At 47.5% G+C, this 24,744-nt stretch carries 18 protein-coding genes; 8 read left to right on the top strand and 10 right to left on the bottom strand.

Annotation, left to right across the window (positions count from 1 at the left end; genetic code table 11):
* The first annotated feature begins 96 nt into the window (after positions 1-96).
* The 6 genes from ITJ87_RS06955 (at position 97) to ITJ87_RS06980 (ending at position 9,593) form a co-directional block, all read left to right on the top strand.
* Positions 97-1,194, top strand: coding sequence for a hypothetical protein (locus ITJ87_RS06955; protein ID WP_181980945.1), 1,098 nt, complete (start codon positions 97-99; stop codon positions 1,192-1,194).
* 161 nt (positions 1,195-1,355) lie between these two features.
* Positions 1,356-2,345 carry a GSCFA domain-containing protein gene (locus ITJ87_RS06960; RefSeq protein ID WP_117964941.1) on the top strand — a complete coding sequence of 330 codons (990 nt, stop codon included), beginning with the start codon at positions 1,356-1,358 and terminating at the stop codon, positions 2,343-2,345.
* Positions 2,321-4,846 (top strand): bifunctional UDP-N-acetylmuramoyl-tripeptide:D-alanyl-D-alanine ligase/alanine racemase, encoded by a 2,526-nt coding sequence (locus tag ITJ87_RS06965; RefSeq protein WP_117964851.1) that lies wholly within the window; start codon positions 2,321-2,323, stop codon positions 4,844-4,846. The genes ITJ87_RS06960 and ITJ87_RS06965 overlap by 25 nt, the downstream gene beginning before the upstream one ends.
* Before the next feature lie 111 nt (positions 4,847-4,957).
* Entirely contained in the window at positions 4,958-5,173 is a 216-nt protein-coding gene (locus ITJ87_RS06970; protein WP_005823939.1) for a twin-arginine translocase TatA/TatE family subunit, read from the top strand.
* Positions 5,174-5,310: 137 nt separating this feature from the next.
* Positions 5,311-6,132 carry a twin-arginine translocase subunit TatC gene (tatC, locus tag ITJ87_RS06975; protein ID WP_117964849.1) on the top strand — a complete coding sequence of 274 codons (822 nt, stop codon included), beginning with the start codon at positions 5,311-5,313 and terminating at the stop codon, positions 6,130-6,132.
* The gene (locus ITJ87_RS06980; RefSeq protein WP_117974692.1) at positions 6,129-9,593 is read left to right on the top strand and encodes a DEAD/DEAH box helicase; all 3,465 of its coding nucleotides are present in this window, start codon (positions 6,129-6,131) and stop codon (positions 9,591-9,593) included. The genes tatC and ITJ87_RS06980 overlap by 4 nt, the downstream gene beginning before the upstream one ends.
* Before the next feature lie 320 nt (positions 9,594-9,913).
* Here the strand turns inward: ITJ87_RS06980 and ITJ87_RS06985 are convergent, their stop codons facing one another.
* The 4 genes from ITJ87_RS06985 to ITJ87_RS07000 form a co-directional block, all read right to left on the bottom strand.
* Positions 9,914-11,398 carry an MFS transporter gene (locus tag ITJ87_RS06985; protein WP_117964847.1) on the bottom strand — a complete coding sequence of 495 codons (1,485 nt, stop codon included), beginning with the start codon at positions 11,396-11,398 and terminating at the stop codon, positions 9,914-9,916.
* A gap of 140 nt (positions 11,399-11,538) precedes the next feature.
* Positions 11,539-12,495, bottom strand: a complete 957-nt coding sequence (gene kduI / locus ITJ87_RS06990) for a 5-dehydro-4-deoxy-D-glucuronate isomerase (protein WP_117964845.1) — start codon at positions 12,493-12,495, stop codon at positions 11,539-11,541.
* 20 nt (positions 12,496-12,515) lie between these two features.
* Positions 12,516-13,907, bottom strand: coding sequence for a PTS galactitol transporter subunit IIC (locus ITJ87_RS06995; protein ID WP_117964843.1), 1,392 nt, complete (start codon positions 13,905-13,907; stop codon positions 12,516-12,518).
* Positions 13,908-14,634: 727 nt separating this feature from the next.
* Positions 14,635-15,288, bottom strand: a complete 654-nt coding sequence (locus tag ITJ87_RS07000) for an HAD family hydrolase (protein ID WP_117964841.1) — start codon at positions 15,286-15,288, stop codon at positions 14,635-14,637.
* A gap of 338 nt (positions 15,289-15,626) precedes the next feature.
* Between ITJ87_RS07000 and ITJ87_RS07005 the strand changes: the two genes are divergently transcribed.
* Positions 15,627-16,484, top strand: coding sequence for an enoyl-ACP reductase (locus ITJ87_RS07005; RefSeq protein WP_117964839.1), 858 nt, complete (start codon positions 15,627-15,629; stop codon positions 16,482-16,484).
* On the top strand, positions 16,484-17,188 hold the full coding sequence (locus ITJ87_RS07010; RefSeq protein WP_117964837.1) for an SAM-dependent methyltransferase: 705 nt from the start codon (positions 16,484-16,486) through the stop codon (positions 17,186-17,188). The genes ITJ87_RS07005 and ITJ87_RS07010 overlap by 1 nt, the downstream gene beginning before the upstream one ends.
* Here ITJ87_RS07010 and ITJ87_RS07015 read toward each other — a convergent pair.
* The 6 genes from ITJ87_RS07015 to ITJ87_RS07040 form a co-directional block, all read right to left on the bottom strand.
* Positions 17,154-18,272, bottom strand: coding sequence for a hypothetical protein (locus ITJ87_RS07015; protein ID WP_117964835.1), 1,119 nt, complete (start codon positions 18,270-18,272; stop codon positions 17,154-17,156). The two genes, ITJ87_RS07010 and ITJ87_RS07015, sit on opposite strands and share 35 nt — an antisense overlap.
* Before the next feature lie 46 nt (positions 18,273-18,318).
* Positions 18,319-19,200, bottom strand: a complete 882-nt coding sequence (lipA, locus tag ITJ87_RS07020) for a lipoyl synthase (protein ID WP_005823900.1) — start codon at positions 19,198-19,200, stop codon at positions 18,319-18,321.
* Positions 19,200-21,413 carry a S9 family peptidase gene (locus tag ITJ87_RS07025; RefSeq protein ID WP_117703470.1) on the bottom strand — a complete coding sequence of 738 codons (2,214 nt, stop codon included), beginning with the start codon at positions 21,411-21,413 and terminating at the stop codon, positions 19,200-19,202. The genes lipA and ITJ87_RS07025 overlap by 1 nt, the downstream gene beginning before the upstream one ends.
* A 201-nt stretch (positions 21,414-21,614) precedes the next feature.
* On the bottom strand, positions 21,615-22,376 hold the full coding sequence (locus ITJ87_RS07030; RefSeq protein WP_005823892.1) for a sugar isomerase domain-containing protein: 762 nt from the start codon (positions 22,374-22,376) through the stop codon (positions 21,615-21,617).
* Between the two features lie 31 nt (positions 22,377-22,407).
* Complete coding sequence (locus tag ITJ87_RS07035) at positions 22,408-23,559, bottom strand: sugar MFS transporter (RefSeq protein WP_117964833.1); 1,152 nt, start codon at positions 23,557-23,559, stop codon at positions 22,408-22,410.
* Complete coding sequence (locus ITJ87_RS07040) at positions 23,552-24,511, bottom strand: ROK family protein (protein WP_009037141.1); 960 nt, start codon at positions 24,509-24,511, stop codon at positions 23,552-23,554. The genes ITJ87_RS07035 and ITJ87_RS07040 overlap by 8 nt, the downstream gene beginning before the upstream one ends.
* Positions 24,512-24,744 lie beyond the last annotated feature (233 nt).

The raw sequence follows: 24,744 nt of genomic DNA on the forward strand, positions 1-24,744 counted from the left end.
TACGATTATGAATTGTACATGATGGCATTCTTAGTTGTAATATGTGCCGGAATGGGGCGTAACCACGAATTGCTAAATGAATAAACAATGAATGATATGAAGAAAAAGTTTAACTTTGGAATTTTGGCTATTGTGAGCGTAGTGTTTTTTTCCGCTTGCGGTTCTGATAGCGATCTGTTCGACCCGGAAAAGGCGGTGGCTAAGAAAGAGGCACAGTATGCATCGGCTTTCGTGCGGAAGTATGGAAAAATTGCAGTTAATCAGGATTGGGGATTTGGGGTAACACCGACAACGCGTGTTGCTAACACTAATAGCAATCAATGGAGAGATTTTGCGGAAGTACCGGGGAGTGTTACGGCTATAGAAAAAGAAGTGGTTACGAAATGGTTTGAAACACATCAGAATCCACAATCCATTGGTGTGGATTGGACCGACTTTTTTGTTCAACATGTAAGTGGCTCACGCTCTGATATGGATTTTTTGGTTGCGGCATCAGATGATCATATCAATAATTTTAATGCTGCTGAGGGAGCTATAATGCTAATGCAGAATAGTGGGACGTCTTCTTTTGGCTATAGGGCTTCTCTGGATAGTAAAATGCACTATAATTATACTATACAATATATTGAGGGTGCTTATTATGTGGGATTTGACTTTGAAGCTACCGACCAGAACCCAAATCAACAAGTAGCTGCAGATGGGTATTATAGTGATTGGATTGTAAAGATCTCTCCGGCCGTATATACAAATGCGTACAGAATCATAGCGGAAGACCTTGGAGACAGTGACGATTTTGATTTCAACGATGTCGTGTTTGATGTAGCGACCAATGGAGGAACAACTATCATTACCCTGCAGGCTGCGGGTGGTACTTTGCCTTTGTATATTGAGGTAGGCGGTGATAGTCGTGAAGTTCATGAGATCTTTAGTGTTTCTAGTACTACAATGATAAATACGGGTGCTGGAGCAACTAAGGCTCCGGTGATGTATAGAGTTAACGGTACTGGTGCCGTAAATATCAAAGTGGAAGGTCAAAATGCTGAAGTATATACACTGAAAGCGGAGGTAGGCAAAGCTCCGCAGAAGATACGTGTAGAGACAAGATATGACTGGACTTCTGAGCGTCAGGCTATTAATGATAAATATCCAGATTTTGCAAATTGGGTGGCTGATCCTACGGTTAATTGGTATTAATGGAATATATAGTATTTAAGGTAGGTGATATAATGGAAGGTTATATTACCTGCCTTTTTTATGTTTCGACCGTTATATATTGAAATTTACTATCTTTGTGGCGTAGCAAGTAGGTTGGTACATCCTTTTTCCCGAATGTGAATGTTTTTTATTCCGAGCTTATGAATCTTTATACGCCTGTAGAAGTAGTTTCCGGTATGCCCCTTCTTTCGCAAGAGAATAATCTGTTGCTGATGGGTTCTTGTTTTGCATCCGAGATGGGACAAAGGCTGGCGGATGCCAAGTTCTGTTGTGACGTCAATCCTTATGGTGTGCTTTATAATCCTTTTTCCATTTCTGTGGCATTGCGTGAAATCATTGCGGGCAAATGCTACAATGAAAACGACATTTTCCTCTTTCATGGACTTTGGCACAGTGCCATGCATCATGGTAGCTTCTCCTCAGTCTCTGCAGAGGAAACATTGGCAGGTATTAACGGACGTTTGAAAAGCGCCCATGAAAGATTGGATCGGTTGGATTGTCTGCTACTGACTTTCGGCTCTGCTTGGGTATATGAAAATAAAAAGACGGGAACTATAGTTGCCAACTGCCATAAGCAATCTGAGTCCTGCTTTACTCGTCGCATGCTTTCCGTCAGTGAAATAGTGTCTGACTACACCTCTTTGCTTTCCGGTTTGCTGGCGCGGATTCCCCGGCTGAAAATATTGTTTACCGTCAGCCCCATCCGCCACGTGCGTGACGGAATGCATGCCAACCAGCTCAGTAAAGCTACCTTGCTGCTTGCCGTGAATCAGTTGCAAGCCACTTTCCCAAAACATGTTTTCTATTTTCCGGCATACGAGCTGTTGCTCGACGAGCTTCGTGACTATCGCTTCTATGCAGAAGACATGGTGCATCCTTCTGAAATAGCCATTCGCTATATCTGGGAAAGGTTTATTCGGTCGTGCATCTCTGCCGATGCGTTACGGATTATGGAAGAAAGTGAAAATATCCGTAAGATGTTGTCGCATAAGCCATTTTATCCTGCTTCAGAAGAGTATAAGCGTTTTTTAGGACAAATTGTGTTAAAAATAGACCAACTTAACGGAAAATACCCGTACTTAGATTTCCAAAAAGAGAGAGAAATATGTCGTATTCGATTGAAAGCATAACCGAAAGTATTGGCGCACGGCGTGTGGGAAACGTGCCGGCTACCATAGACTGGCTGCTCACAGACAGCCGTTCCCTGAATTTTCCTGAGGAAACATTATTCTTTGCCTTGACCACCAAGAGAAATGACGGTGCGCGCTATATCGCAGATTTATATGCCCGTGGAGTACGTAATTTTGTGCTTAGCGAAGAAAGCTTTAGATTAATTGAGCATGGAGAATTGAAAATTGATAATGATGCGCAGCAACCCGCTATCCATTTTCAATCTTTCACTGTCAACTACCTTATTGTTTCCAATCCGCTGAAAGCCCTGCAAAAACTGGCAGAACAGCATAGGAACCGGTTCCAGATACCAGTCATCGGTATTACGGGAAGCAACGGAAAGACAGTTGTGAAGGAATGGCTGCACCAGTTGCTCAGTCCGGAACGTGCCATTATCCGTTCTCCCCGTAGTTATAACTCCCAGATTGGAGTACCTTTGTCTGTGTGGCAGATGAACGAACAGTCTGAACTTGCTATTTTTGAAGCCGGTATTTCCGAACCGGGGGAAATGCGCGCTTTGCAGAACATCATTAAGCCTACCATAGGCATCCTGACCAATATAGGAGGGGCTCACCAGGAAAATTTCTTCTCGTTACAGGAGAAGTGTATGGAGAAGTTGATGCTTTTCAAGAATTGTGATGTAGTGATTTATAATGGTGACGATGAGTTCGTCAGCAACTGTGTGGCGAAGTCCATGCTTTCTGCACGTGAGATTGCGTGGAGCCGGAAGGATATGGAACGTCCTTTATATATAAGTAAAGTGGAGAAACAGGATGACTGTACTGTCATTTCCTATCGTTATCTGGATATGGACAATACGTTTACCTTGCCGTTCATAGATGATGCTTCCATCGAGAACTCGCTGAACTGTCTGGCCGCATGCCTCTATCTGATGCTTCCTGCCGAACGGATTACGGAACGTATGGCAAAGCTGGAACCCATCGCCATGCGTTTGGAAGTCAAGGAGGGAAAAAACAACTGTCTGTTGATTAACGACAGTTATAATTCTGACCTTGGCTCATTGGATATTGCACTCGATTTTCTTTACCGCCGTTCGCAAAGTAAGGGATTGAGGCGGACCTTGATTCTTTCGGATATATTGGAGACCGGTCAGAATACGCCGACACTTTACCGACAAGTGGCACAGCTGGTAAACAGCCGCGGCATTGAACGCATCATAGGTGTAGGAAATGAAATCTCTTCCTGCGCTGCACGCTTTAATATAGAGAAGACCTTTTATCCGGATACGGCAGCTTTGATACGCACTATCCAGCGTGGGGAACTGCGCCTTGAAAACGAAATTATTCTGATTAAGGGTGCACGTAAGTTCGGTTTTGACTCCTTGACGGAAGTATTGGAGAAGAAGGTGCACGAAACTATCCTGGAGGTTAATCTTGGAGCGATGATTGCCAATCTGAACTATTATCGTGGCAAGTTGAAGCCGGAAACAAAGATGGTCTGCATGGTGAAAGCCTCCGCTTACGGTGCAGGTTCTTATGAGATAGCCAAGACTTTGCAGGAACATCATGTCGATTATCTTGCTGTGGCAGTTGCCGACGAAGGCTCCGAACTCCGCAAAGCGGGCATCACTGCGAACATCATTATCATGAATCCTGAGATGACTGCTTTCAAGACCATGTTCGATTACAAGCTGGAGCCCGAAGTATATAGCTTCCATCTGCTGGACGCTTTGATTAAAGAAGCGGAAAAGGAAGGTATCACAAACTTCCCCATCCACATAAAGCTGGATACCGGTATGCACCGCCTGGGGTTTGCTCCGGAGGATATGCCCCGGCTGATAGAACGGCTGAAGGGACAGAATGCCGTGATTGCCCGTTCCGTCTTCTCACATTTGGTAGGGAGCGATTCGCAGCAATTCGACAGTTTTACACGCCGGCAGATAGAAATGTTCGAAAAAGCGTCCATGGAATTGCAGGGAGCTTTTCCGCATAAGATACTTCGCCATATCTGCAATTCTGCAGGTATCGAGCGTTTCCCGGGGGCGCAATTCGATATGGTGCGTCTGGGTATCGGTCTTTATGGTGTCAATCCCATAGACAATTCCATTATGAATAATGTGAGCACGTTAAAGACTACCATCCTCCAAATACGTGATGTTCCTGAAGAGGATACGGTTGGGTATAGCCGGAAAGGGCATCTCACCCGTCCGTCACGTATAGCGGCTCTTCCCATTGGTTATGCCGACGGTCTGAATCGCCATCTTGGAAACGGACATGCCTATTGTCTTGTAAACGGCCAACGGGCTGCCTATGTAGGGAATATCTGCATGGATGTCTGTATGATTGATGTAACGGACATCGATTGCAAGGAGGGTGACAGTGTGGAAATTTTTGGTAATCATCTGCCTATAACCGTTCTTTCCGATGCGCTTGCAACTATTCCTTATGAGGTGTTGACAAGCGTTTCTACGCGGGTAAAACGTGTTTATTATCAAGACTGAAGATAGGGGGCAGGGATTAGGGGATGGAGATTACAATAAAATTAATCCTTAATCCTTAATCCCTAATCCTTAATTTTTCTATCTTTGCATTATAATTAATCAGATATAACTATGACAAACTTACTTTTATTAGGCTTTCTGCCCAGCGGCTCCGAATGGATAATTATTGCATTGGTCATCTTACTATTGTTTGGCGGTAAGAAAATTCCCGAATTGATGCGTGGTTTGGGCAAAGGAGTGAAGAGCTTCAAGGATGGTGTGAATGAAGCCAAAGAAGAGATAAACAAGGCTCAGGAAGATTTGGATAAACCGGCTGAAAAGAAATAAAAGGATTTACTATTTGACTATTTACGATTTACTATTTGATACTCTGCAAATTGCAGAAGTATGGGTAGACTTGTTATCTTTCATTCCACTGCGTAGCCCAAATAGTAAATCGTAAAATAGTAAATGCATTGGTGTTTATGGCAGAAAAAGAGCTAACCTTTTGGGATCACTTGGACGAGTTGCGCCGGGTACTGTTTCGTGTGCTTGGTGTGTGGTTTGTATTGGCTATCGGTTATTTTATTGCCATGCCTTATCTGTTTGACAACGTGATACTGGCTCCTTGCCATAACGACTTTGTTTTCTATGACCTGCTCCGTTGGATAGGGCAGGAATTGGATTTGAAGGATGAATTCTTTACTCAGGAGTTTCATGTGAAACTCATCAATATCAATCTTGCCGCACCGTTCTTTGTCCACATGTCTACCGCTTTCTGGATGTCGGTGGTTACGGCTGCTCCTTATATATTCTATGAAATCTGGCGCTTTGTAAGCCCTGCCCTTTATCCAAACGAGCGTAAAGGGGTGAGGAAAGCGCTGGGTATAGGTACGGTGATGTTTTTCATCGGTGTGTCGCTGGGGTATTTTATGGTCTATCCACTGACTTTGCGTTTCCTTTCTACTTATCAACTGAGTGCAGCCATCGAGAATCAAATTTCCCTGAACTCGTACATTGACAATTTCATGATGCTGGTGCTTTGCATGGGGCTGGCATTCGAACTGCCGCTGGTGACATGGTTGCTTTCCCTGCTGGGACTGGTGCACAAGACCTTTTTGCGGAAATACCGCCGTCATGCTGTTGTCATCATTGTTATTGCCTCGGCCATCATTACTCCGACCGGTGACCCGTTTACCTTGACAGTAGTGGCGGTGCCGCTTTATCTGCTCTATGAGTTGAGTATCCTGATGATAAAGGATAAAAAAACTGATGATGAAGCGGAAGAAGTGGAGACAGAGGAATGACGGATTGTGAAGTAAAAGAATATTTTAGTATATTGCAGGAAGCCTGCCACGTTGAGGAAAGCTCCCTGGATGTGGCCTATCGGCAATTGCGCGAATTGCTGGAGCGTTTGTGCCGTACACAGATGCCCGACGGAAGCTTGCAGATGACGGATCTTTCTGCACGTATCAGTTTCGTGGCTTCGAAGGCCGGACTTTCCACCGTGGAACAGAACCGTCTGCATACCTTCCGGCTGACCTCCAATGCTATTCTGAACCGCCAGACGGAACCGCAACGTGAACAGTTGTTGCGTGATGCCAAGACACTGGCATTCTTTGTCAAGCGCTTGACGGGGAAGGAGATACCTGCCGGGCTTTATCGCCTGCTGCCCCGTGCGGATGCCACCTATATAGTGGCACCGCCCGCCAAAGAGCGGATAAAGCGCATGCGCGTCTGTTTTCAGTATGCCGATGATACTTACTTATATGTACTGCCCGTAGACACTGTGGCCGATGAACCATTGCGTGTCCGTTACAATGTACCTCAGATTAATGAAGAGTTTGCAGAAACCTGCCGGATTCTGTGGCGGCATGCCCAGGTCAATCTGCTGGATGTTACGGTGGACGAAGCCGGCATACTTACTCCCTCCTTTATTATACTTGAGCCCGATTACTTGATAGACATCAGTTCGCTTGCCGAATGCTTTAAGGATTACGGACATCATCCTGCCAACTATATCCTGGCACGGCTCCAGTCGCCGGACAATACCCGTCCGTTACTGCTGGGTAATATTGCCAACCTCTTTCTGGACGAGTGGATTCATGCTAAGGAGGCACCCGATTATTTGGCATGCATGAAGAAGGCCTTCCGTTCTTATCCCATTGAGCTGGCAGCATGTGCCGACCTGCGCGACCGGGAGAAGGAAGCCGAATTCTTTTCCGATTGCAAGTGCCATTTCGACAATATCCGCCGGACGGTGACAGAAACATTCCGTGCATCCGGCTATGAACTCGATAGGACTGATGCCGTGCTGGAACCCTCTTACATCTGTGAAGCATTGGGTTTGCAAGGGCGTCTGGACTACATGCAGCGGGATATGACCTCGTTCATTGAAATGAAGTCCGGTAAGGCGGACGAGTATTCCATCCGCGGCAAGGTGGAGCCTAAAGAAAACAATAAGGTACAGATGTTGCTCTATCAGGCTGTCTTGGAGTATTCTATGGGAATGGACCATCGGCATGTAAAGGCTTATCTGCTCTATACCCGTTATCCGTTGCTTTATCCGGCGCGTCCTTCGTGGGCAATGGTGCGCCGTGTGATGGATGTGCGCAACCGAATTGTAGCCAATGAATATGGCATCCAGTTACGGAACAGCCCTCAGTATACGGCAGAGCGCCTGAAAGACATTCATCCGGACACCTTGAACGAGCGCGGTTTGGACAATACCTTGTGGAAACGTTTCCTTTACCCTTCCATCGATGCCGTAGCGCAACGCATCCGTTCGCTTTCGTCGTTGGAACAAAGCTATTTTTATACGCTCTATAATTTTATAACCAAGGAACTCTATACCTCCAAATCTGGAGATGTGGATTATGAAGGACGTACCGGCGCTGCCGCCCTCTGGCTTTCCACACTGGCTGAGAAATGTGAGGCAGGTGAAATTCTGTACGATTTGGCTATTTGCGAGAATCATGCGGCAGATGCGCATAAACCGTATTTAAGCCTCTCCCCCCGTACCCCCTCCCCGGTAGGGAGGGGGAGGGAATACTCCGCGGAGCCGGGAGTAGGGGGGAGTTTGCCCAATTTCCGTCAGGGTGATGCGGTGGTTCTTTACGAACGGAATACGGATACCGACAACGTTACCAACAAGATGGTATTCAAAGGTAATATAGAGCGCATATCCGATGACGAAGTCTGCATCCGTCTTCGTGCCACTCAGCAGAATGCGGGTGTATTGCCTGCTGCTAGCCTTTATGCCATAGAGCACGACTATATGGACACCTCCTTTCGTAGCATGTATCTGGGACTTTCCGCTTTTCTTTCTGCCACCCAAAGACGACGTGACTTGTTGTTGGGGCAGCGCCCTCCCGAATTCGATGCTTCTTTGGATGCCGCTATTGCGACCGCTCCGGATGATTTTTCGCGGATTACTCTGAAAGCGCAGGCTGCCCGCGACTATTTCCTTTTAATCGGTCCTCCGGGTACCGGTAAGACCTCCCGCGCGCTACGGGGCATGGTAGAAGCCTTTTACCGGGAGGGGAAACAGATTTTGCTGCTTTCGTATACCAATCGTGCCGTAGATGAAATCAGTAAGGCGCTGACCTCCATTGAGCCTGAAATAGACTTTATCCGTTTAGGCAGTGAGTTGTCTTGTGATGAGTCATTCCGCCCGTATCTGATTGAGAATGTGCTGGAACCTTGTGCCACTCGGCGGCAGGTGCAAGAGCGCATTGCCCGTTGCCGTGTTTTTGTCGGTACGGTTGCCACGCTTTCTTCCAAGACCGAGCTTTTCCGGTTGAAGACTTTTGATGTAGCGATTGTGGATGAGGCTACTCAAATTTTGGAACCACAACTGCTGGGATTACTCTGTACCCGTAATCCTGCAGGCGCGGATGCCATCGGCAAATTTATTTTGATAGGTGACCATAAGCAGCTGCCCGCAGTGGTCTTGCAATCGTCCGAGCAGTCGGAAGTGTGTGACGAAGCTTTGCAGGCCATCGGATTGTATAATTTGAAAGATTCCCTTTTCGAACGCCTTTATAGAAACCTCTCCAGGGAGAGCGCCAATCGCCAGACATCAACCTCTCATCCTTCATTCCTTATCCCTCATCCCTCCTATGACATGCTCTGTCGTCAGGGACGCATGAATATCGAGGTATCTTTGTTTCCTAATCGTGCTTTTTACGGTGGTCTGCTGGAGCCGGTTGGCTTGCCGCACCAGCAGGGTGAGCTGACCCTTGCTCCTGAATTGTGTGATTGTGAGTTTGCCGGCTTGCTGACTCGTCGTGTCGCTTTTCTGCCTTCCGCAGTCGAACCGTCGGCACAGTCGGCCAAGATGAACCATTCGGAGGCGCGGATTGTGGCACGGTTGGCCGCGGCTATCTATCGGCAGTATGCAGCTGTTTCCGGTTTCAACCCGGCTGTCACTTTAGGTGTCATCACTCCTTATCGCAGTCAGATAGCCTTGATTAAGAAAGAAATTGCCGCTTTGGGTATTGCTCCTTTGGAGGATATATTGGTAGACACCGTGGAGCGCTTCCAAGGTAGCGAACGGGATGTCATTATCTACTCTTTCTGTGTGAACCGGGCTTATCAGTTGAAGTTTCTGGCAAATATGACGGAGGAAAACGGTACTCGGATTGACCGGAAATTGAATGTTGCCCTTACTCGTGCCCGCAAGCAGATGTTTATGACAGGAGTGCCGCAACTATTGAAACTTAACCCTATTTATGCCGAGCTCTTGTCTGTAGTTTGCCATTCGTAACCGTCTTATTAGTAAATCTTAAATATTCTCTGCTTCTTTATAGAGTTTATTAATAACGCTGTGTGGGATAAACCATTATCTTTGCATTACGTTTTTTTCATAGAGATTTAGATTTAAGGTTAGAAGAATTGTGGAAGTCGTGAGACTTCCCTTTTTTTCATCTTAAATTGTGTTCCATTTACAGTTTTTTGTTTTTGACTGTAATTGAACAAAGAAAAGCCATTTCGTGAGAAAGGGCTTTTTTTGTGCGGAGTTTGCAAGGCATGTAATGCAGTTTGCAAACTCCGCATGATTTTGAATATCTATAAAGAGACTTCTGATTAGTCCACTATAATCGGTTTGTACTTCGGAACCAGTGCCTTCATGATGCACCAGCCTATCAGGTAGGACACTGCACATATACAGAAGATGATGAAATATCCGGCAGGCTTGCCCTGAAATCCGAGAAATACCATTTGTGTCTTGTCGGCATAGTCGAACAGCAAACCGGAACTCATGTTGATGAGGAATGAGCTGATACCGCCCGCCATACCTCCGATTCCCACAATGGTGGCAATGGTGCTCTTGGGAAACATATCACCTACCACAGAATAGATGTTGGCCGACCAGGACTGATGGGCAGCGCCTGCAATACCTATGATGATAATCGGGAACCAATAGGCTTGTTCGCCAAATACTTCCTTGTTGCCCAATGGCTGTGCAAACAATGCCAATAGCGGGAACAGTGCGAAGATGAACATGGCCTGCATGCGTGCGGCGTAGGGGTTCTTGCCGGTCTTGTTGATAATGATGGTGGGCAATTTTCCGCCATAGACGGACAACATCGTGATGGCATAGAGCACAAAAATAAGCATCTGTGCCGTGGGAGTATCTGAAGAGAATCCGTAAACGTCTGAAATGTATGCGGGTGCCCAGAAGAGGAAGAACCACCATACACCGTCAGTCATGAATTTGCCGAAAAATACAGCCCAAGTCTGCGGATATTTGAAACATTGTAGGAAAGAAATGCTCTTTTCGTCCTTGGCTGCCGGAGTAGTCGCCTTTTTATCCTCCTCTTTGTCTTGTTCTATATATGCCAGCTCAGCTGCGTTTACGTGTGGATTTTCATCAGGTTTCTTGTACATGAACATCCATAGTCCCATCCAGATGAAACCCAATCCGCCGATAACGATAAAAGCCATTTCCCAGCCGTTGCCCACGCCCATGCGTTGGAAGTAGCGGGCCAGGGTAGGGATACACAATGGGGCTATCAGTGCTCCGATGGTAGAGCCGGCATTGAAGATGGAAGTGGAGAAGGCACGGTCTTTCTTGGGAAAATATTCGGCGGTAACCTTGATGGCGGCAGGAAAGTTTCCTGCTTCACCGATGCCCAGTATGATACGGGCGGCAATGAAGTAGTAAACACTGGTGATGGCTATGGTAGAGGCCAATGCACCGGTAGCGCTAATCATGTTGGCGGCATCTTCAATGCCGAGGGTCACTTCTGTGGCAAGTCCGCAAAGGGCGTGTATACAGGCGCCGGTGGACCATACGGCGATGGCCCATAAATATCCTTTCTTCGTTCCCATCCAGTCGATGAAACGTCCGGCAAACAGATTGCCTAAGGCATAGACGATGGAAAAGATTGCCGTGATGTAGCCGTAGTGTGTATCGGTCCAGTGGAATTCGGGGGAGATAAAATCTTTCCAGGTCAATGAAAGAACCTGGCGGTCGAGGTAGTTGACGGTTGTCGCGAAGAATAGCATGGCGCAGATAATCCAACGGTAATTGGTCATCCGCCCTGCGGTGTTTTGAAATGTACTCATGATAATAGATTTATATTTTGATACAAATGTAGGTTTGTGTGTTGTTCGAGGTGTAATATTGGGTAAATTAGGATGCTGAAAATGACAAAAATAGGCATGGATTATTTAAGTCCATGCCTATTGGGCGCTACAGGGCAACTTTATTTCATATCGATGTATTTGATTTCGTCTTTGTCGCTGTATTTCAGGTTTTCACCGCCCATACCCCAAATGAAAGTATAGTTGCTGGTTCCGGCAGCAGCGTGGATAGACCATTCGGGAGAAGTGATGGCTTGTTCGTTGTGCAGCCATATCAGACGTTCTTCCTGCGGTTCGCCCATCAAGTGACAGATAGCGTTGCCGGGTTTCAGGTTGAAGTAGTAGTAAGCTTCCATGCGGCGAGTGTGTGTGTGGGCAGGCATGGTATTCCATACAGAACCGGGAGCCAGTTCCGTGAGTCCCATCTGCAACTGGTTGGTACCACCGTCTTTCACTCTTTCCAGTACATCTTTCACAATCAGCTGGTTTACGATGCGGTCGTTACTGTCCTCCATTTTTCCATAATGGTCGGAGATGCCCAGTGCATATTTCTTGGGGTTGGCTTTCTGAAGCTTGGCATCGGTGGTAATCAGCTGAGTAATATAGGGCTTGTAGGCCGGAGCCGAGTTGATGTAGAACTTGGCGGGATTGGTAGCGTCGTTGCTCTTGAAGGTTACTTCCTTATTTCCGCAGCCTACGTAAAGGGCTTCCTTATACTTCATGGGGTATTCCTTGCCGTCTACAGTAACCACTCCGTCACCGCCGGTATTGATGACACCCAGTTCGCGGCGTTCGAGGAAGTAAGTGATTTCCGGACCCAGTTCACGGAACACTTCCAATTTCAATGTCTTGTTCACCGGCATGGCGCCACCGTAAATCAACCGGTCGTAGAGGGTGTAGGTTACGTTGATTTCATCCGGAGCCATGACTTTGTCCATCATGAATCTGCTGCGTAGAAGTTCCGTGTCATAATGCTTCACGTCCTGCGGATGGCAGGCGGTCTGCACTTTGTAATTCACTTGGGCATTGGCTGCCATGGCAGCTGCTCCCATCATAAATGCAAGTACTAACTTTTTCATAATCCGTTACTATTTAACTTTTAATTTTTGATTGATTTCTGGTATTTGATAATGGCACGACGGTTCATAATCATCAGGAACAATGTGCATAATACAAGGATACCGGAGCCTATCCATTTCAACGAGTAGGTCAGGTGGAAAATGACCCAAGCGAAGGGGCTGGATGCAAAGTCCAGTGCGCCGCCTTCAAAGCCGGCAGGGATATTCACGGCAGCGTCTTGTGTCTTCTCGTATACATCGTGGGCTGCTTGTGTGAAATAGGGGGCAAGGTCTGTTACGAAATAAAGACCGATGGTCAGTACAACGAGTCCGATGATGAATGTCTTTACTACATTTCCTTTCGTGATGGGCAGTACCAGCGGGAAGAGGTAGAACATTCCGGCCAGCGACGCCAAAGGCAGGAACTGGTTACCCGGCAGGATGACAGCCAGTAGTATGGTTACGGGAATCAGCAGCAGGGAAACCACCAGCGTTGCAGGATGGCCGATAACCAATGCGGGGCTCATACCGATGTTTAAGCCGACAGCACCTTTGAATTTTTGGGCAATCAGCTCGCGGGTAGCATCGGAAATAGGTTTCAAGCCTTCGATGAACAAAGCGGTGATACGCGGAATCAGCTCCATTACGGCGCCCATCTTGATACCCAAACCTAATATATAAGGTATCTTGTCTACCAGTTCCTGACCGTTCTTGCAAGACAAGGCACCGATACCGCAACCGACCAGAATACCCAGGAACAGAGGCTCACCCAGCAAACCGAATTTCTTTTTCATGCCTTCCGCATCGATGTTCAATTTGTCAAAACCGGGGATTTTGTCCAATGCTTTATTGATGACTACGGCAAATGGTACGAAACCTGCGCAGAAAGGCTGGGGAATGGAGATACCCTCCATTTTGTCGTAGAATCCCTGGAATTTGTCGGCGGTATAGTCGGCCATAATCAGGGTAATGATGTAGCAGATGATAGCGGCGAAGAAGCCCCACCAGATATTGTCGCTGGCAAAATAAACGACTGCGCCGATAAATGCGAAATGCCAGTAGTTCCAAAGGTCGATATTGACCGTACGGGTCGTTTTCGTTAATAACATCAGAAGATTTACTCCCAAACATACCGGAATGATGAATGCACCTACCGATGTGTTATAGGCTACAGCAGCAGCTGCTGGCCATCCCATGTCGAATACTTTCAGCTGAAGACCATAAATTTCAACGACTTGGCTCAGAGCAGGACCGAGGCTGCTGGTCAACAATGCAGTGACAACTGACAGACCTACGAACCCGACACCTACCAGCAGACCGCTCTTTAATGCCTTACTGAATTTAATACCGATGCATACTCCCAAAATTGTAAAGATTATAGGCATCATCACTGCTGCTCCTAAGCCGATGATATAGCCGAAAACTTGTTCCATTCTCTTGTGATTTAATTAGGTAATTGAGCTTGTTTTTGCAATAGTATGAATTAAAAACCGGGTCAAAAATAAGACCTTTTCTCAATTAATCAAACTTGAAAAGCATAATTATTAGTAAATGGAACAATTTTGGACGAAATTGGTCGTTATCGTGCACAAAATTGCTCGTTTTCGTACACGAAAACCAAATAACACATCTTCTACGTTGAAAACTACATATCCGTTTGGAAAGAAAGCATTACTTTTGTTTTGGGAAATAAAACTGTTCTAATACAAAAAATGAATGATTGCATGAAGAAAGATTCGATTTGTAAATTTATTGTATCTGCATGTATTTCGATTAAGAGAGTCGGGGGAGGAAACTAATCCTCGTGTACGTGCCTTTTTCTCCAAATTCGGGTGGAGTGAACTTTCATACCGTTCGCAGTGTTATTATAAAACATTGAAACAAACCGGACTATAATGATATATTTGATTTTTTTATTGGCAATAGGACTATTGGTCGGATGGAGCTTATGGAAAGCTCCATCTGATATTGATTTATGGGGAAAAGATGTGGAGGATTGATAGTTATATTGGTTATATTCTGAAAATTTACGGGCATGCCTATCTTGTGATGGGGGGAGATAAAGGTGTGATGTGGGAATTGTTCTGACCCTACATATCTTGGGTGATAGTTGTTGTCATCACTTCCTGTTCCTTATCACCTCGGGGAGGGAGTGCCCTCTCAAAGAGCGGAGATAACGGCAATGTCCGTAGCATTGTCTACGATATGTGCCGGATGAAACTCTTCCAGTTCTGTACGGGGACGGAATCCCCAAGTGACTCCGCAGGCGGTGACTCCGGCATTGGCGGCTGTCTGCATATCCACTCCGGAGTCTCCTACATATAGTACGTCTTCACGGGATATCCGGGTGATGTCCAGAATGTCATGCACCACTGTTGGGTCGGGCTTCACGTTGACCCCTTCCCGCTGTCCGAAGACGGCGGTAAAACGTATGTTGGGGAAATAGTGTGAAATCAGTTTCACGGTAGCCGATTGATATTTGTTGGAAGCCACTGCCAATATCATCTCTTTCTCCTGCAACTGTTCCAGCAGTTCGGGGATGCCGGGGTAAGGGCGGCTTTTATCTGCATTGTGCACGTCATAATAAGGCACAAACTCCTTGCGGACACGCAGGACGTTTTCTTCGCTCTTTTCCCCTTCTGGGAGGGCGCGCTCGAACAGTTTGTTGATTCCGTTGCCAACCATGAAGTTATAGGCCGATTCCGGGTGGGTGGGATAGCCGAGCGCTTGCAGGGCATGGTTTGTACTTTGTGCCAAATCGGCTATTGTATTCAGTAAAGTTCCGTCCAGGTCAAATATAATCAACTTCTTCATTGCTTTCTCTATTTTTTAGTTTGCTGCAAATATAGGGCTTTTTGCGCTCATGTTCAAATGCTGCCTCGGGTTTCATCAGGTATTTGCAGAATAGCAAGCCCTGGGCTGATAATCAGTGCATTATTACTGCATTCCTGCTGTATGCGCTTTGCAGTAGTACTGCAGATGGGGTGCAGCGTGACTGCAACAGTATTGCAGTGGCACTGCACAAGTGTTGCAGTAGTTTTGCAGTGGGTGATTGGTGTATTTTTTGCCGTTCTTCCCTTTTCTTTGCACACTTTCGGGCTTTTTATGCAAAAACTTCCTATCTTTGCAGCCGAATTTTACTAAAAATAGGTATGAATTACAATTTGTTGAAAGGAAAAAGAGGCATTATTTTCGGTGCTCTGAATGAGCAGTCCATTGCCTGGAAAGTAGCAGAAAAAGCAGTAGAAGAAGGTGCAACCATCACTTTGTCGAATACGCCGGTTGCCGTACGTATGGGCGAAGTGTCCGCTCTTTCGGAGAAACTGAACTGCGAGGTGATTCCCGCAGATGCTACAAGTGTAGAAGATTTGGAAAATGTATTCAAACGCTCTATGGAAGTATTGGGTGGCCCGGTCGACTTCGTGCTGCACTCCATTGGTATGTCTCCTAATGTGCGTAAGAAACGTACATATGATGATTTGGATTACGATATGTTGGAAAAGACGCTGGATATTTCCGCTGTCTCTTTCCACAAGATGATACAAGCTGCCAAGAAGCTCAACGCCATTGCCGACTACGGTTCAATCCTGGCTCTGAGTTATGTGGCTGCGCAACGTACGTTTTACGGTTACAACGATATGGCAGATGCCAAGGCACTGCTGGAATCTATCGCTCGCAGTTTCGGTTACATCTACGGACGCGAACACCATGTACGTGTCAACACCATTTCCCAGTCTCCTACGATGACCACTGCCGGTTCCGGTGTGAAAGGTATGGACAAGCTGTTCGACTTCGCCAACCGCATGTCTCCGCTTGGTAATGCTTCTGCCGATGAATGTGCCGACTACTGTATCGTCATGTTTTCCGACCTCACCCGCAAGGTTACCATGCAGAACTTGTTCCACGATGGAGGTTTTTCTAGCGTAGGTATGAGTCTTCGCGCCATGGCTACCTATGAGAAGGGTTTGGATGAGTATAAGGACGAAAACGGAAATATCATCTACGGCTAATGGAAATCGCACTTTATCTTTTGCCTGTCACCTTGGGCGATACGCCTATTGAAACGGTGTTGCCTCCTTATAATGAGGAGATAATACTGGGAATCCGCCATTTCATCGTGGAGGATGTGCGTTCGGCACGCCGGTTTCTGAAGAAGGTGGACAAGGGAATAGATATTGATGCGCTGACATTCTATACGTTGAACAAGCATACGTCGCCCGAAGACATCTCCGGCTATCTGAAGCCGCTGGTGGAGGGGCAGCCGATGGGCGTAATCTCCGAAGCCGGTTGTCCGGCTGTGGCCGATCCGGGAGCGGACGTGGTGGCTATTGCACAACGGAAAAACTTGAGAGTGGTCCCCTTGGTGGGACCCTCTTCTATTATCCTCTCTGTTATGGGTTCCGGTTTCAACGGTCAGAGCTTTGCCTTCCACGGTTATCTTCCCATTGAACCGGCAGAGCGTGCCAAAAAGCTGAAAATGCTGGAACAACGCGTCTATAATGAACATCAGACCCAGCTTTTCATTGAAACGCCTTACCGCAATAATAAGATGATAGAGGATATTCTTCATAACTGCCGTCCGCAGACCAAGCTCTGCATTGCGGCGAACATTACTTGTGAAGGGGAGTATATCAAAACCAAGACAGTGAGGGAGTGGCAGGGAAAGACTCCCGACCTTTCTAAGATTCCTTGTATTTTTCTCTTGTATAAATAATAGCTTCCAGGTGCTCGAATTCATATTCCAGGCAACTGCTGAAGAAGTTCCGTCCCAGGTTGTGTTCCATTTGCTGGAACGTCCATAGCTTTCCACCCTTGAAATTCTTATTGCATAAGATGGAGTCATCGTCCAGGTCTAGCGTGAAGAGATAGACCAGGCGGTCGGTGGCTTCATTCTCAAAATGATACATGAAGTTGAAGTGCAAATGGTCTAATGGGGCGGTGGGAAGCGTTTGTCGTAAAATTCTGTGTGCGCCTTGTTCCAATGTTTCTCCATATATCAGGTAACCCTCCATCAGCAAGTCGATTTTATCTTTCTCGAAAACGTTGCATTTGGGGCGGGGGAGGAGAAACAGCATGCTGTGTGAGGCAACGGCAATCCGGATGACCGGATTGATATAGTCGTTTTTCCGGTTGATGGCCTCTGAGGCGATGGCTTTCCCCATGACATCTCCTTTGGTGTTGACTATCGGTACGAAAACCGTGTGGTTCATCACTATATTGAAATAGAAAATGCCGAACTGATTGAACAGAATGCCTGATATAAAGACGAGGGGAGGCGCCACATAAAACAGAATGTGGCGGGTAGTGTCTCCCAAAGGGTAACTGACCAGAACCGCCAAGAAGATAATCAGAAAATGCAGCAGGCTTATGATAAGGATTACGCGTGCGGATACGATGGCGGCTTCTGCCCCTTGTGCAAAAAGTTGCTTGCAGCATTTCTGTGTCTGAGACATGTGGTAGTCCAGAAACCTTCTCCTATTGAGGTAGATGATGAACGGGGGGATGATGGCGCTGATTTCCAGCGTGAACGGAAGCATGAAACGGGGACAGTAGTTTACGAGGAATAGGGTTGTTACCGATAATAGCAGTAACATTCCGGTAGTGCAGTAAAGTATGATTTGTGGAACATGAGTCCCTCTATGCCTCACCGAATAGATGCTAAACAAGAGTCCTACACCTGCACCGATGTAGATGGACATGTCCTGCGTTATAAACTCGCATAATATGATGGATATTATAACGGGGATGAATCCCAGCGACATATTGAATCTTGATGATAAAATTCTTTGATGGCTCATTATCCGTATTATGATTTTGTCGTTTACATCATAACAACTGGGAAATTTAAATGTTTCCTATTTTACTTCTTTTTTGTATAAAATGGATCTGTTTTTCCGCATGATAAGAGGAGCGTACCAATGGAGCGCTTTCCACTTGCTGAAACCCTTTTTTCAATCCTTTCTCTCTGTAGAGTGCAAATTGTTCGGGAGTAATATATGCTGCTACCGGATAATGCTTGTGTGTGGGTTGAAGGTATTGGCCTATGGTCAGTATGTGGCAGTCCACCCGGCGGAGGTCGTCCATCAGTTCTTCCACTTCTTCCGGAGTCTCGCCCAATCCCACCATAATGCCGGACTTGGTGGTAGTATTGCTTTCTGCAATTTGCCGCAACACTTCCAGGCTTGTTTCATACTTGGCGGCACTGCGTACGAGGGGGCTGATACGACGGACAGTCTCCATGTTGTGCGAAATGATTTCCGGTTGTGCATCGATGACTTGTGCCACGAGTTCCTTTCTTCCCTGGAAGTCGGGAATCAGCACTTCGACGGTGGTGTCAGGGTTGAGCCGCTTGATTTCCCGGATGGTACGTACCCAGTGCGACGCGCCTAAGTCGGGCAGGTCGTCACGGTCTACGGAGGTGACGACTGCATGGGAGAGTTTCATCAAGGCAATGGACTCTGCCACATGTGTAGGCTCATCGGCATCCAGTGGCAAGGGCTTCCCGCTTGCCGTGTTGCAGAACTTACAGCACCGGGTGCAGATATTTCCCCCAATCATGAAGGTTGCGGTGCCTTTCCCCCAACATTCCCCCATATTGGGGCAACGGCCGCTGCTACAGATGGTATGTAGGCAATGCGATTCGACAATGCGTTTGGTCTCGGTATAGCGCTCGTTGGCACCGATGCTTATTTTGAGCCACTCAGGCTTACGTACTCTTTCGGGCATTATTTCAATTCTTTGTTGAAGAAGTTGGTCAACCGCGTGTATAGGTGTAACCGGGTATTTCCTCCGTAGATACTGTGGTTGCGGTTGGTGTAAACCTGCATATCGAACTGTTTGCCGAGTTGTACCAGTTGTTCGGCATATTCGGCACAGTTCTGGAAGTGTACATTGTCGTCTGCCATGCCGTGTACCAGCAGCAGGTTGCCGTGAAGCTTGTCGGCACGGGTAAAGGTGGAACTGGCCTTATAGCCTTCGGCGTTTTCTTTCGGTGTGCGCATAAAGCGTTCGCCATAAACGGTGTCGTAGTAGTTCCAGTCGGTAACGGCAGCTACGGCTACTCCGGCCTTGAATACCGGTGTTCCTTCACTCATACTCATAATGGTCATGTATCCACCGTAACTCCATCCCCAGATTCCGATGCGTTTTTTGTCCACATAAGGCTGGTTGCCCATGTAGAGGGCGGTTTCCACCTGGTCTTTGGCTTCCTTGATACCCAGGTTCAGATAGGTGCATTTGGCGAATTCGGCACCACGTCCTCCGGTGCCACGCCCGTCTACGCAAACCACGATATAGCCTTGTGATGCCATGTAGGTTTCCCAGCTTACACTGAACTTGTCAAGCACTTGCTGTGAACCGGGGCCGCTGTACTGGTACATCAGTACCGGGTATTTCTTGCCGGCAGAGAAGTCGGCAGGTTTCATCATCCAGCCATTCAATGTGGTTCCGTCGGAAGTCTGGAAAGTGAAGAATTCCTTCCGTGGCATGTCATAGCCGCTGATATCCTGCTTCAATGCCGCATTGTCCATCAAGGTGGCAAGAGTCTTGCCCGTATTGTCGTTCAGCGTAATGACGGTCGGAGTGTCCAGATTGGAATAACGGTTCATATAGTACTTCATGTTCGCACTGAACTGCGCACTGTTTGTTCCGGCTTGTGACGATAGCCTGGTCTTTTTACCTTTCCGGTCAATCTTGTAGATGGCACTGCGCATGGGGCTTTCCTCGTTGCTGCTGAAGTAGAAGCTTCCTTCTTCGGGGTCATAACCCAGGAACTCCTGCACTTCATATGGTCCGGCTGTCACTTGTTTCAGCAGATTGCCACCTATGCTATACCAGTACAGATGGTTGTATCCGCTCTTTTCGCTGACAAAGCTGAAATTTTCCGGATAGAAGACGATGTTGTCGAATACATTCTCGCGGATATAGGTATCGCTTTCATCACGCAGAGCCAGTTTGGCTACCGTGCTGCGAGGGTCGGCAAAGTATAGGTCGAACCGGTTCTGATGGCGGTTCAGTGTCATGACGGCAAGCTTGTTGGGGTCTTGGGTAAAGCGGATGCGGGGAATATAGCCGTCTGCATCTACCGGCACGTTTATCTTGCGGGTCACTTTCGACTTGATATCGAAGGTGTGTACGGACACTTTGGAATTTACTTCTCCCGTTTTAGGATATTTGTAAGTATACTCTCCCGGATACTTCTCGAAAGGGGTGAAGTGGGGGGCTTGTCCGGCAAAAAGAGGGAAAGAGTAGGAGGGAACATCTTTCTCGTCGAAGCGGATGAAAGCCAGCATCTGGCTGTCGGCACTGAATTCCAGCGCACGGTTGAAGGAGAACTCCTCTTCGTAAACCCAGTCGGGGATGCCGTTCAGCACCTCGTTCTGTTTCCCGTCTTCCGTCACCTGGCTTTCGCTGTTGCCGTAGAGCAGTTTTACAAGGAAGATGTTGTTGTCGCGTACGAAAGCCACCTGATTGCCGTCCGGTGAAAATACGGGCACCTGTTGCGGGCCGCCGTCCGAAAGCTTTTCCACAATGTTGTTGATTTTACCGTCCAGATTGCGCTTTAGGCTGTAGATGTAATGCACAGCCGTATAGGAATGACGGTAGATGGGAGTTGTTTCGGTGGCAATGAGCAGCTTACTGCCGTCCGGAGCAAAGCTGTAGCTGTCGAATGTCTTGAACGTGCATTCGCGTGCGGTAGCGGCATCAAACAGCACTTCCACGGGTTTTCCCGTTTTGAAGGAGTACTTGATGATTTGTGTCCTGTCCGCATTCATCTGCGAATAATGTTCCCCGTCTCCCGGGATGGGGATAACGCCGGAAATATTCTTCGGAGTGAACTTGCCCGATACGATTTCTTTCAAATCGAGTGCCTTGCCACTTTGGGCGAAACCTGCCAGCGTACAGAGGCAGAGGAGAAGTGCGATGCTTATCTGTTTCATATCTATCTTTTATGCTTATCTGTTTCCCTATTTTTTCTGGGGAACAAATATACAACAAAGGGAAGATTTATCGAAGCAGTGGGCCGATTTTATTCTTTTTGAACAGAAAAAGCCCGTCCTGCTCCTTGGGGGCGAAGCAGGGACGGGCCTCCGTCACTCATAGATGATGATTGGATGAGATGATGATTGGAATATCTTTCGTTACAAGCACTTGACTTTTCTTTGATATTCTGCAATGGCTGCATCCAGTCGTTCGTGGGCGGTTGTGTCACCCGGAACGTTGTGCGACGGATGGATGTACAAGTGTACGCCACGGTCGGCAAGGATTTCGGCAACGGTAGTGATGGTCATCCATACCATGGTGACGAAACTCAATGTAGACAACGGACCTACCTTGTCGAAGTGGTTCTTCAAAGGTACGGAGGCGTCTACCAGGGGAACGCAGGAATCCACTACGATATCTGCCAACTGGAAGAGGTTCTTTCCGCTGGAGTGACGGCTGGCCTTGTCGCCCGTTTCGCTGGCCGAACCGTATACGATAACTTTCATGCCGCGCTTCTTGGCTTCCAATGCCATGTCTATATTGACGGCATTGATACCGGTATGTGAGAAAATCCACATACAGTCTTTGGAATCAAAATCATAGTTCTTCATGATTTCCTGGCCGTAGCCTTCTGCCCGTTCCAGGAAGAGGAACTGATGAATACCCATCTGGCCGATAATCTGCGTGAAGAATGTCAGAGGCAATTCGCAAAGCGGGTGGAATCCTACAAAGCTGCCGATACGCGGATACATTTCTTCTACGGGAATTGTTGCGTGGCCGCAACCAAACGTGTGGACCCAACGACCGGCTTCGATGGAGTCTGCCATAACAGTGGCTGCTTTTTTGATGTTTTCCAACTGGGTAGCCTCCAGTTTTTCCATAATGCCATGGGCATTCTTTAACCATTCGAGTGCTAACATAACTTTTTTGTTTTTTAAGAAGTTAATAAATTTATTTGAGTGAGCGTTTATACAAAAGGAGCATGACGGCAAGTGAGGCAATCATCAGATAAGGATAAAGTCCGATGCCATTGGCGTATTGGGAAATCATGCCCATCAGGCCGTTCATTGCAGTCTGGCCGACGAGGGCTATGGCAAGCGCCACGCTGAATGCTGTTCCCGATAAGGACGGGTACCGGCTTCCAAGAATGCTGAGTATCACGGGATACGTGGCCGACAGCCCCATACCTACCAGCACCATGCCGACTGCCGCGCGTGCAAACCCCGGCGAGAACATAAGGAAACAGAAGCCTATGGCAGTGAGCGTAAGGCTGTAGGGCAGCACGGTTTCCGGTTTTATCTTCTTGAATATCGCAACCTGCACCATACGTGCCACGGTCAGTCCCACTACCATGCAGGTCAGTGCAATCAATGCCTGATTGGCCGGAATATCCGTCATCTGCCCAAAGTAACTCGTGGACCAGTTGTTGCAGACACCCTCGATGCCGCTTTGGAAAAAAAGAATGAAGCTGAGTAGCAGTAAGCTGCTTTCTTTCAGCAGTCCCAATCCCTCTTTTACCGGGAAACCTTGCGCCTGCTTAGGGGCGGGGAAGCGTACGGGGATGCAGAATATAATGCCCGCAAGCATCACTACGCCAATTCCCAGTAAGATGGTTTCGAATGAATAATGCCTGGAAAGGGAGCCCAGCAACATTGGTATGCCCAATGCGCCCAGTCCGTAGAACATGCCCAGAAAACTGAGGCGTGAGCCTTTTTCGGATTCTCCTGAGATGTCGGATACCAATGCATTGGTTTCTCCGTTGAGGATGCCTCCGCCCAGACCGATGCCGACGATGGAAGCTTGCAGCAGTGGCACGCTTTCAAAGAAGGCAAGTCCTTCCATCCCCAGCAGTACGATGATGCAGCTGGGCACCAGCAGGGCTTTATGTCCGAACCGGTCTACGATGGGACCGAAAATCAGGGAACCGGCCAGCATGCCCAGAGGCAGGAAAGTGACCAGTGAGGTTGTCTGCAACCCGCTCAGATTCAGCTTGGCTATGAGGGATGGCAGCACTGCTCCCAATGTAATCATGGAGACTCCGAAGAAACACATCCCGATGCACGCTGCCGTGAATACGAGATTCTTGTGATAACTGTTACTCATACAAGTGATTTTTGATGGCAAGAAACGCTGCTCCTATCAGTCCGGCATTACCGGACAATTGAGAAGGTACAAATTCCACCTGCTTGATGCTGAGCGGTTGCGCCCATTTGCAGGCTTCCTTGTAAATGTCATCTATAAAGATACCGGCAGGGCCGAATACGCCTCCGCCCCAAATTATCTTCTGCGGGTTGAGCAGGCTGACCAGATTTGCGGAAGCCATGCCCCACATCTCGACAGCTTTGTGCAATACGGAGATGGCAATAGGGTCTTTTTCATTATAGGCACTGAACACATCATAGGCCGATATGCGACAGATGGGTTTCTGGCGCAGTTTTCCTTTATATGACTTGTTGGCGCGTACGGCATCGCGTACCCGTGCCCCGATACCATTGCCGGAAGCGTAATATTCGAAACATCCGCATGCGTCATACTCTTCCCGGTAGGGAGGTTGCAGGGCCATCCAGCCGGTGGCGCCGATAATGTCGTTGGCTCCGTGCAACACGTGCCCGTCGATGATGATGCCGGCACCGATACCGGTTCCCACGGCAATGAATATGGCACTGTGACATTCTTTGGCGGCACCTTGCCACATCTCTCCATACATATAGCAGGTACGGTCGCTGTCGATGTATATCTCGATGCCCGGAGGCGTTACACTGCGCAGCTCCTCATAGAGGGGGTAGTTGTCCCAGCCCGGTATGTTGGGGGCCCATACCCGGTTGGTTTGGGAGTAAACGATACCGGGGATGCAGACACCTATTCCGTCGACGTGTATACGGCTTCTGCGTGCTACGGTAAGAAGTTTGGCGAGGATATCCGCGGCGAGCTTGCCCACTTCGTGACCGGTTCTTCCTTTCAGGAGCCGTTTGCGGTTAAACATCATGCTTCCGTCCGGAAAGAAAATGGCGCTGGCTATTTTTGTGCCGCCTATGTCCAATGCGATTGTTGCCATGGTGTTATAGTATTTATAGGTTGATTCATTAAGGTTGTATGCAAAGCTATGAATTTATTTCATTCTTGAGGTGTATAAACTGAGGAAATTGTGTGTAAAAAGAGTGTCTAATCACTAAATTGTGTTTAATGTAATTGCGCTTGGATGTACTCTTTCTCAATTAATTAGTTATATATCAGTGGATGAAACATTTTTTAGTGCAGGTGGAAATTCTTTGTTTTATGTTCGTTAAC

The sequence above is a fragment of the Bacteroides sp. HF-162 genome (assembly GCF_015679285.1).
GTDB lineage: Bacteria > Bacteroidota > Bacteroidia > Bacteroidales > Bacteroidaceae > Bacteroides > Bacteroides uniformis.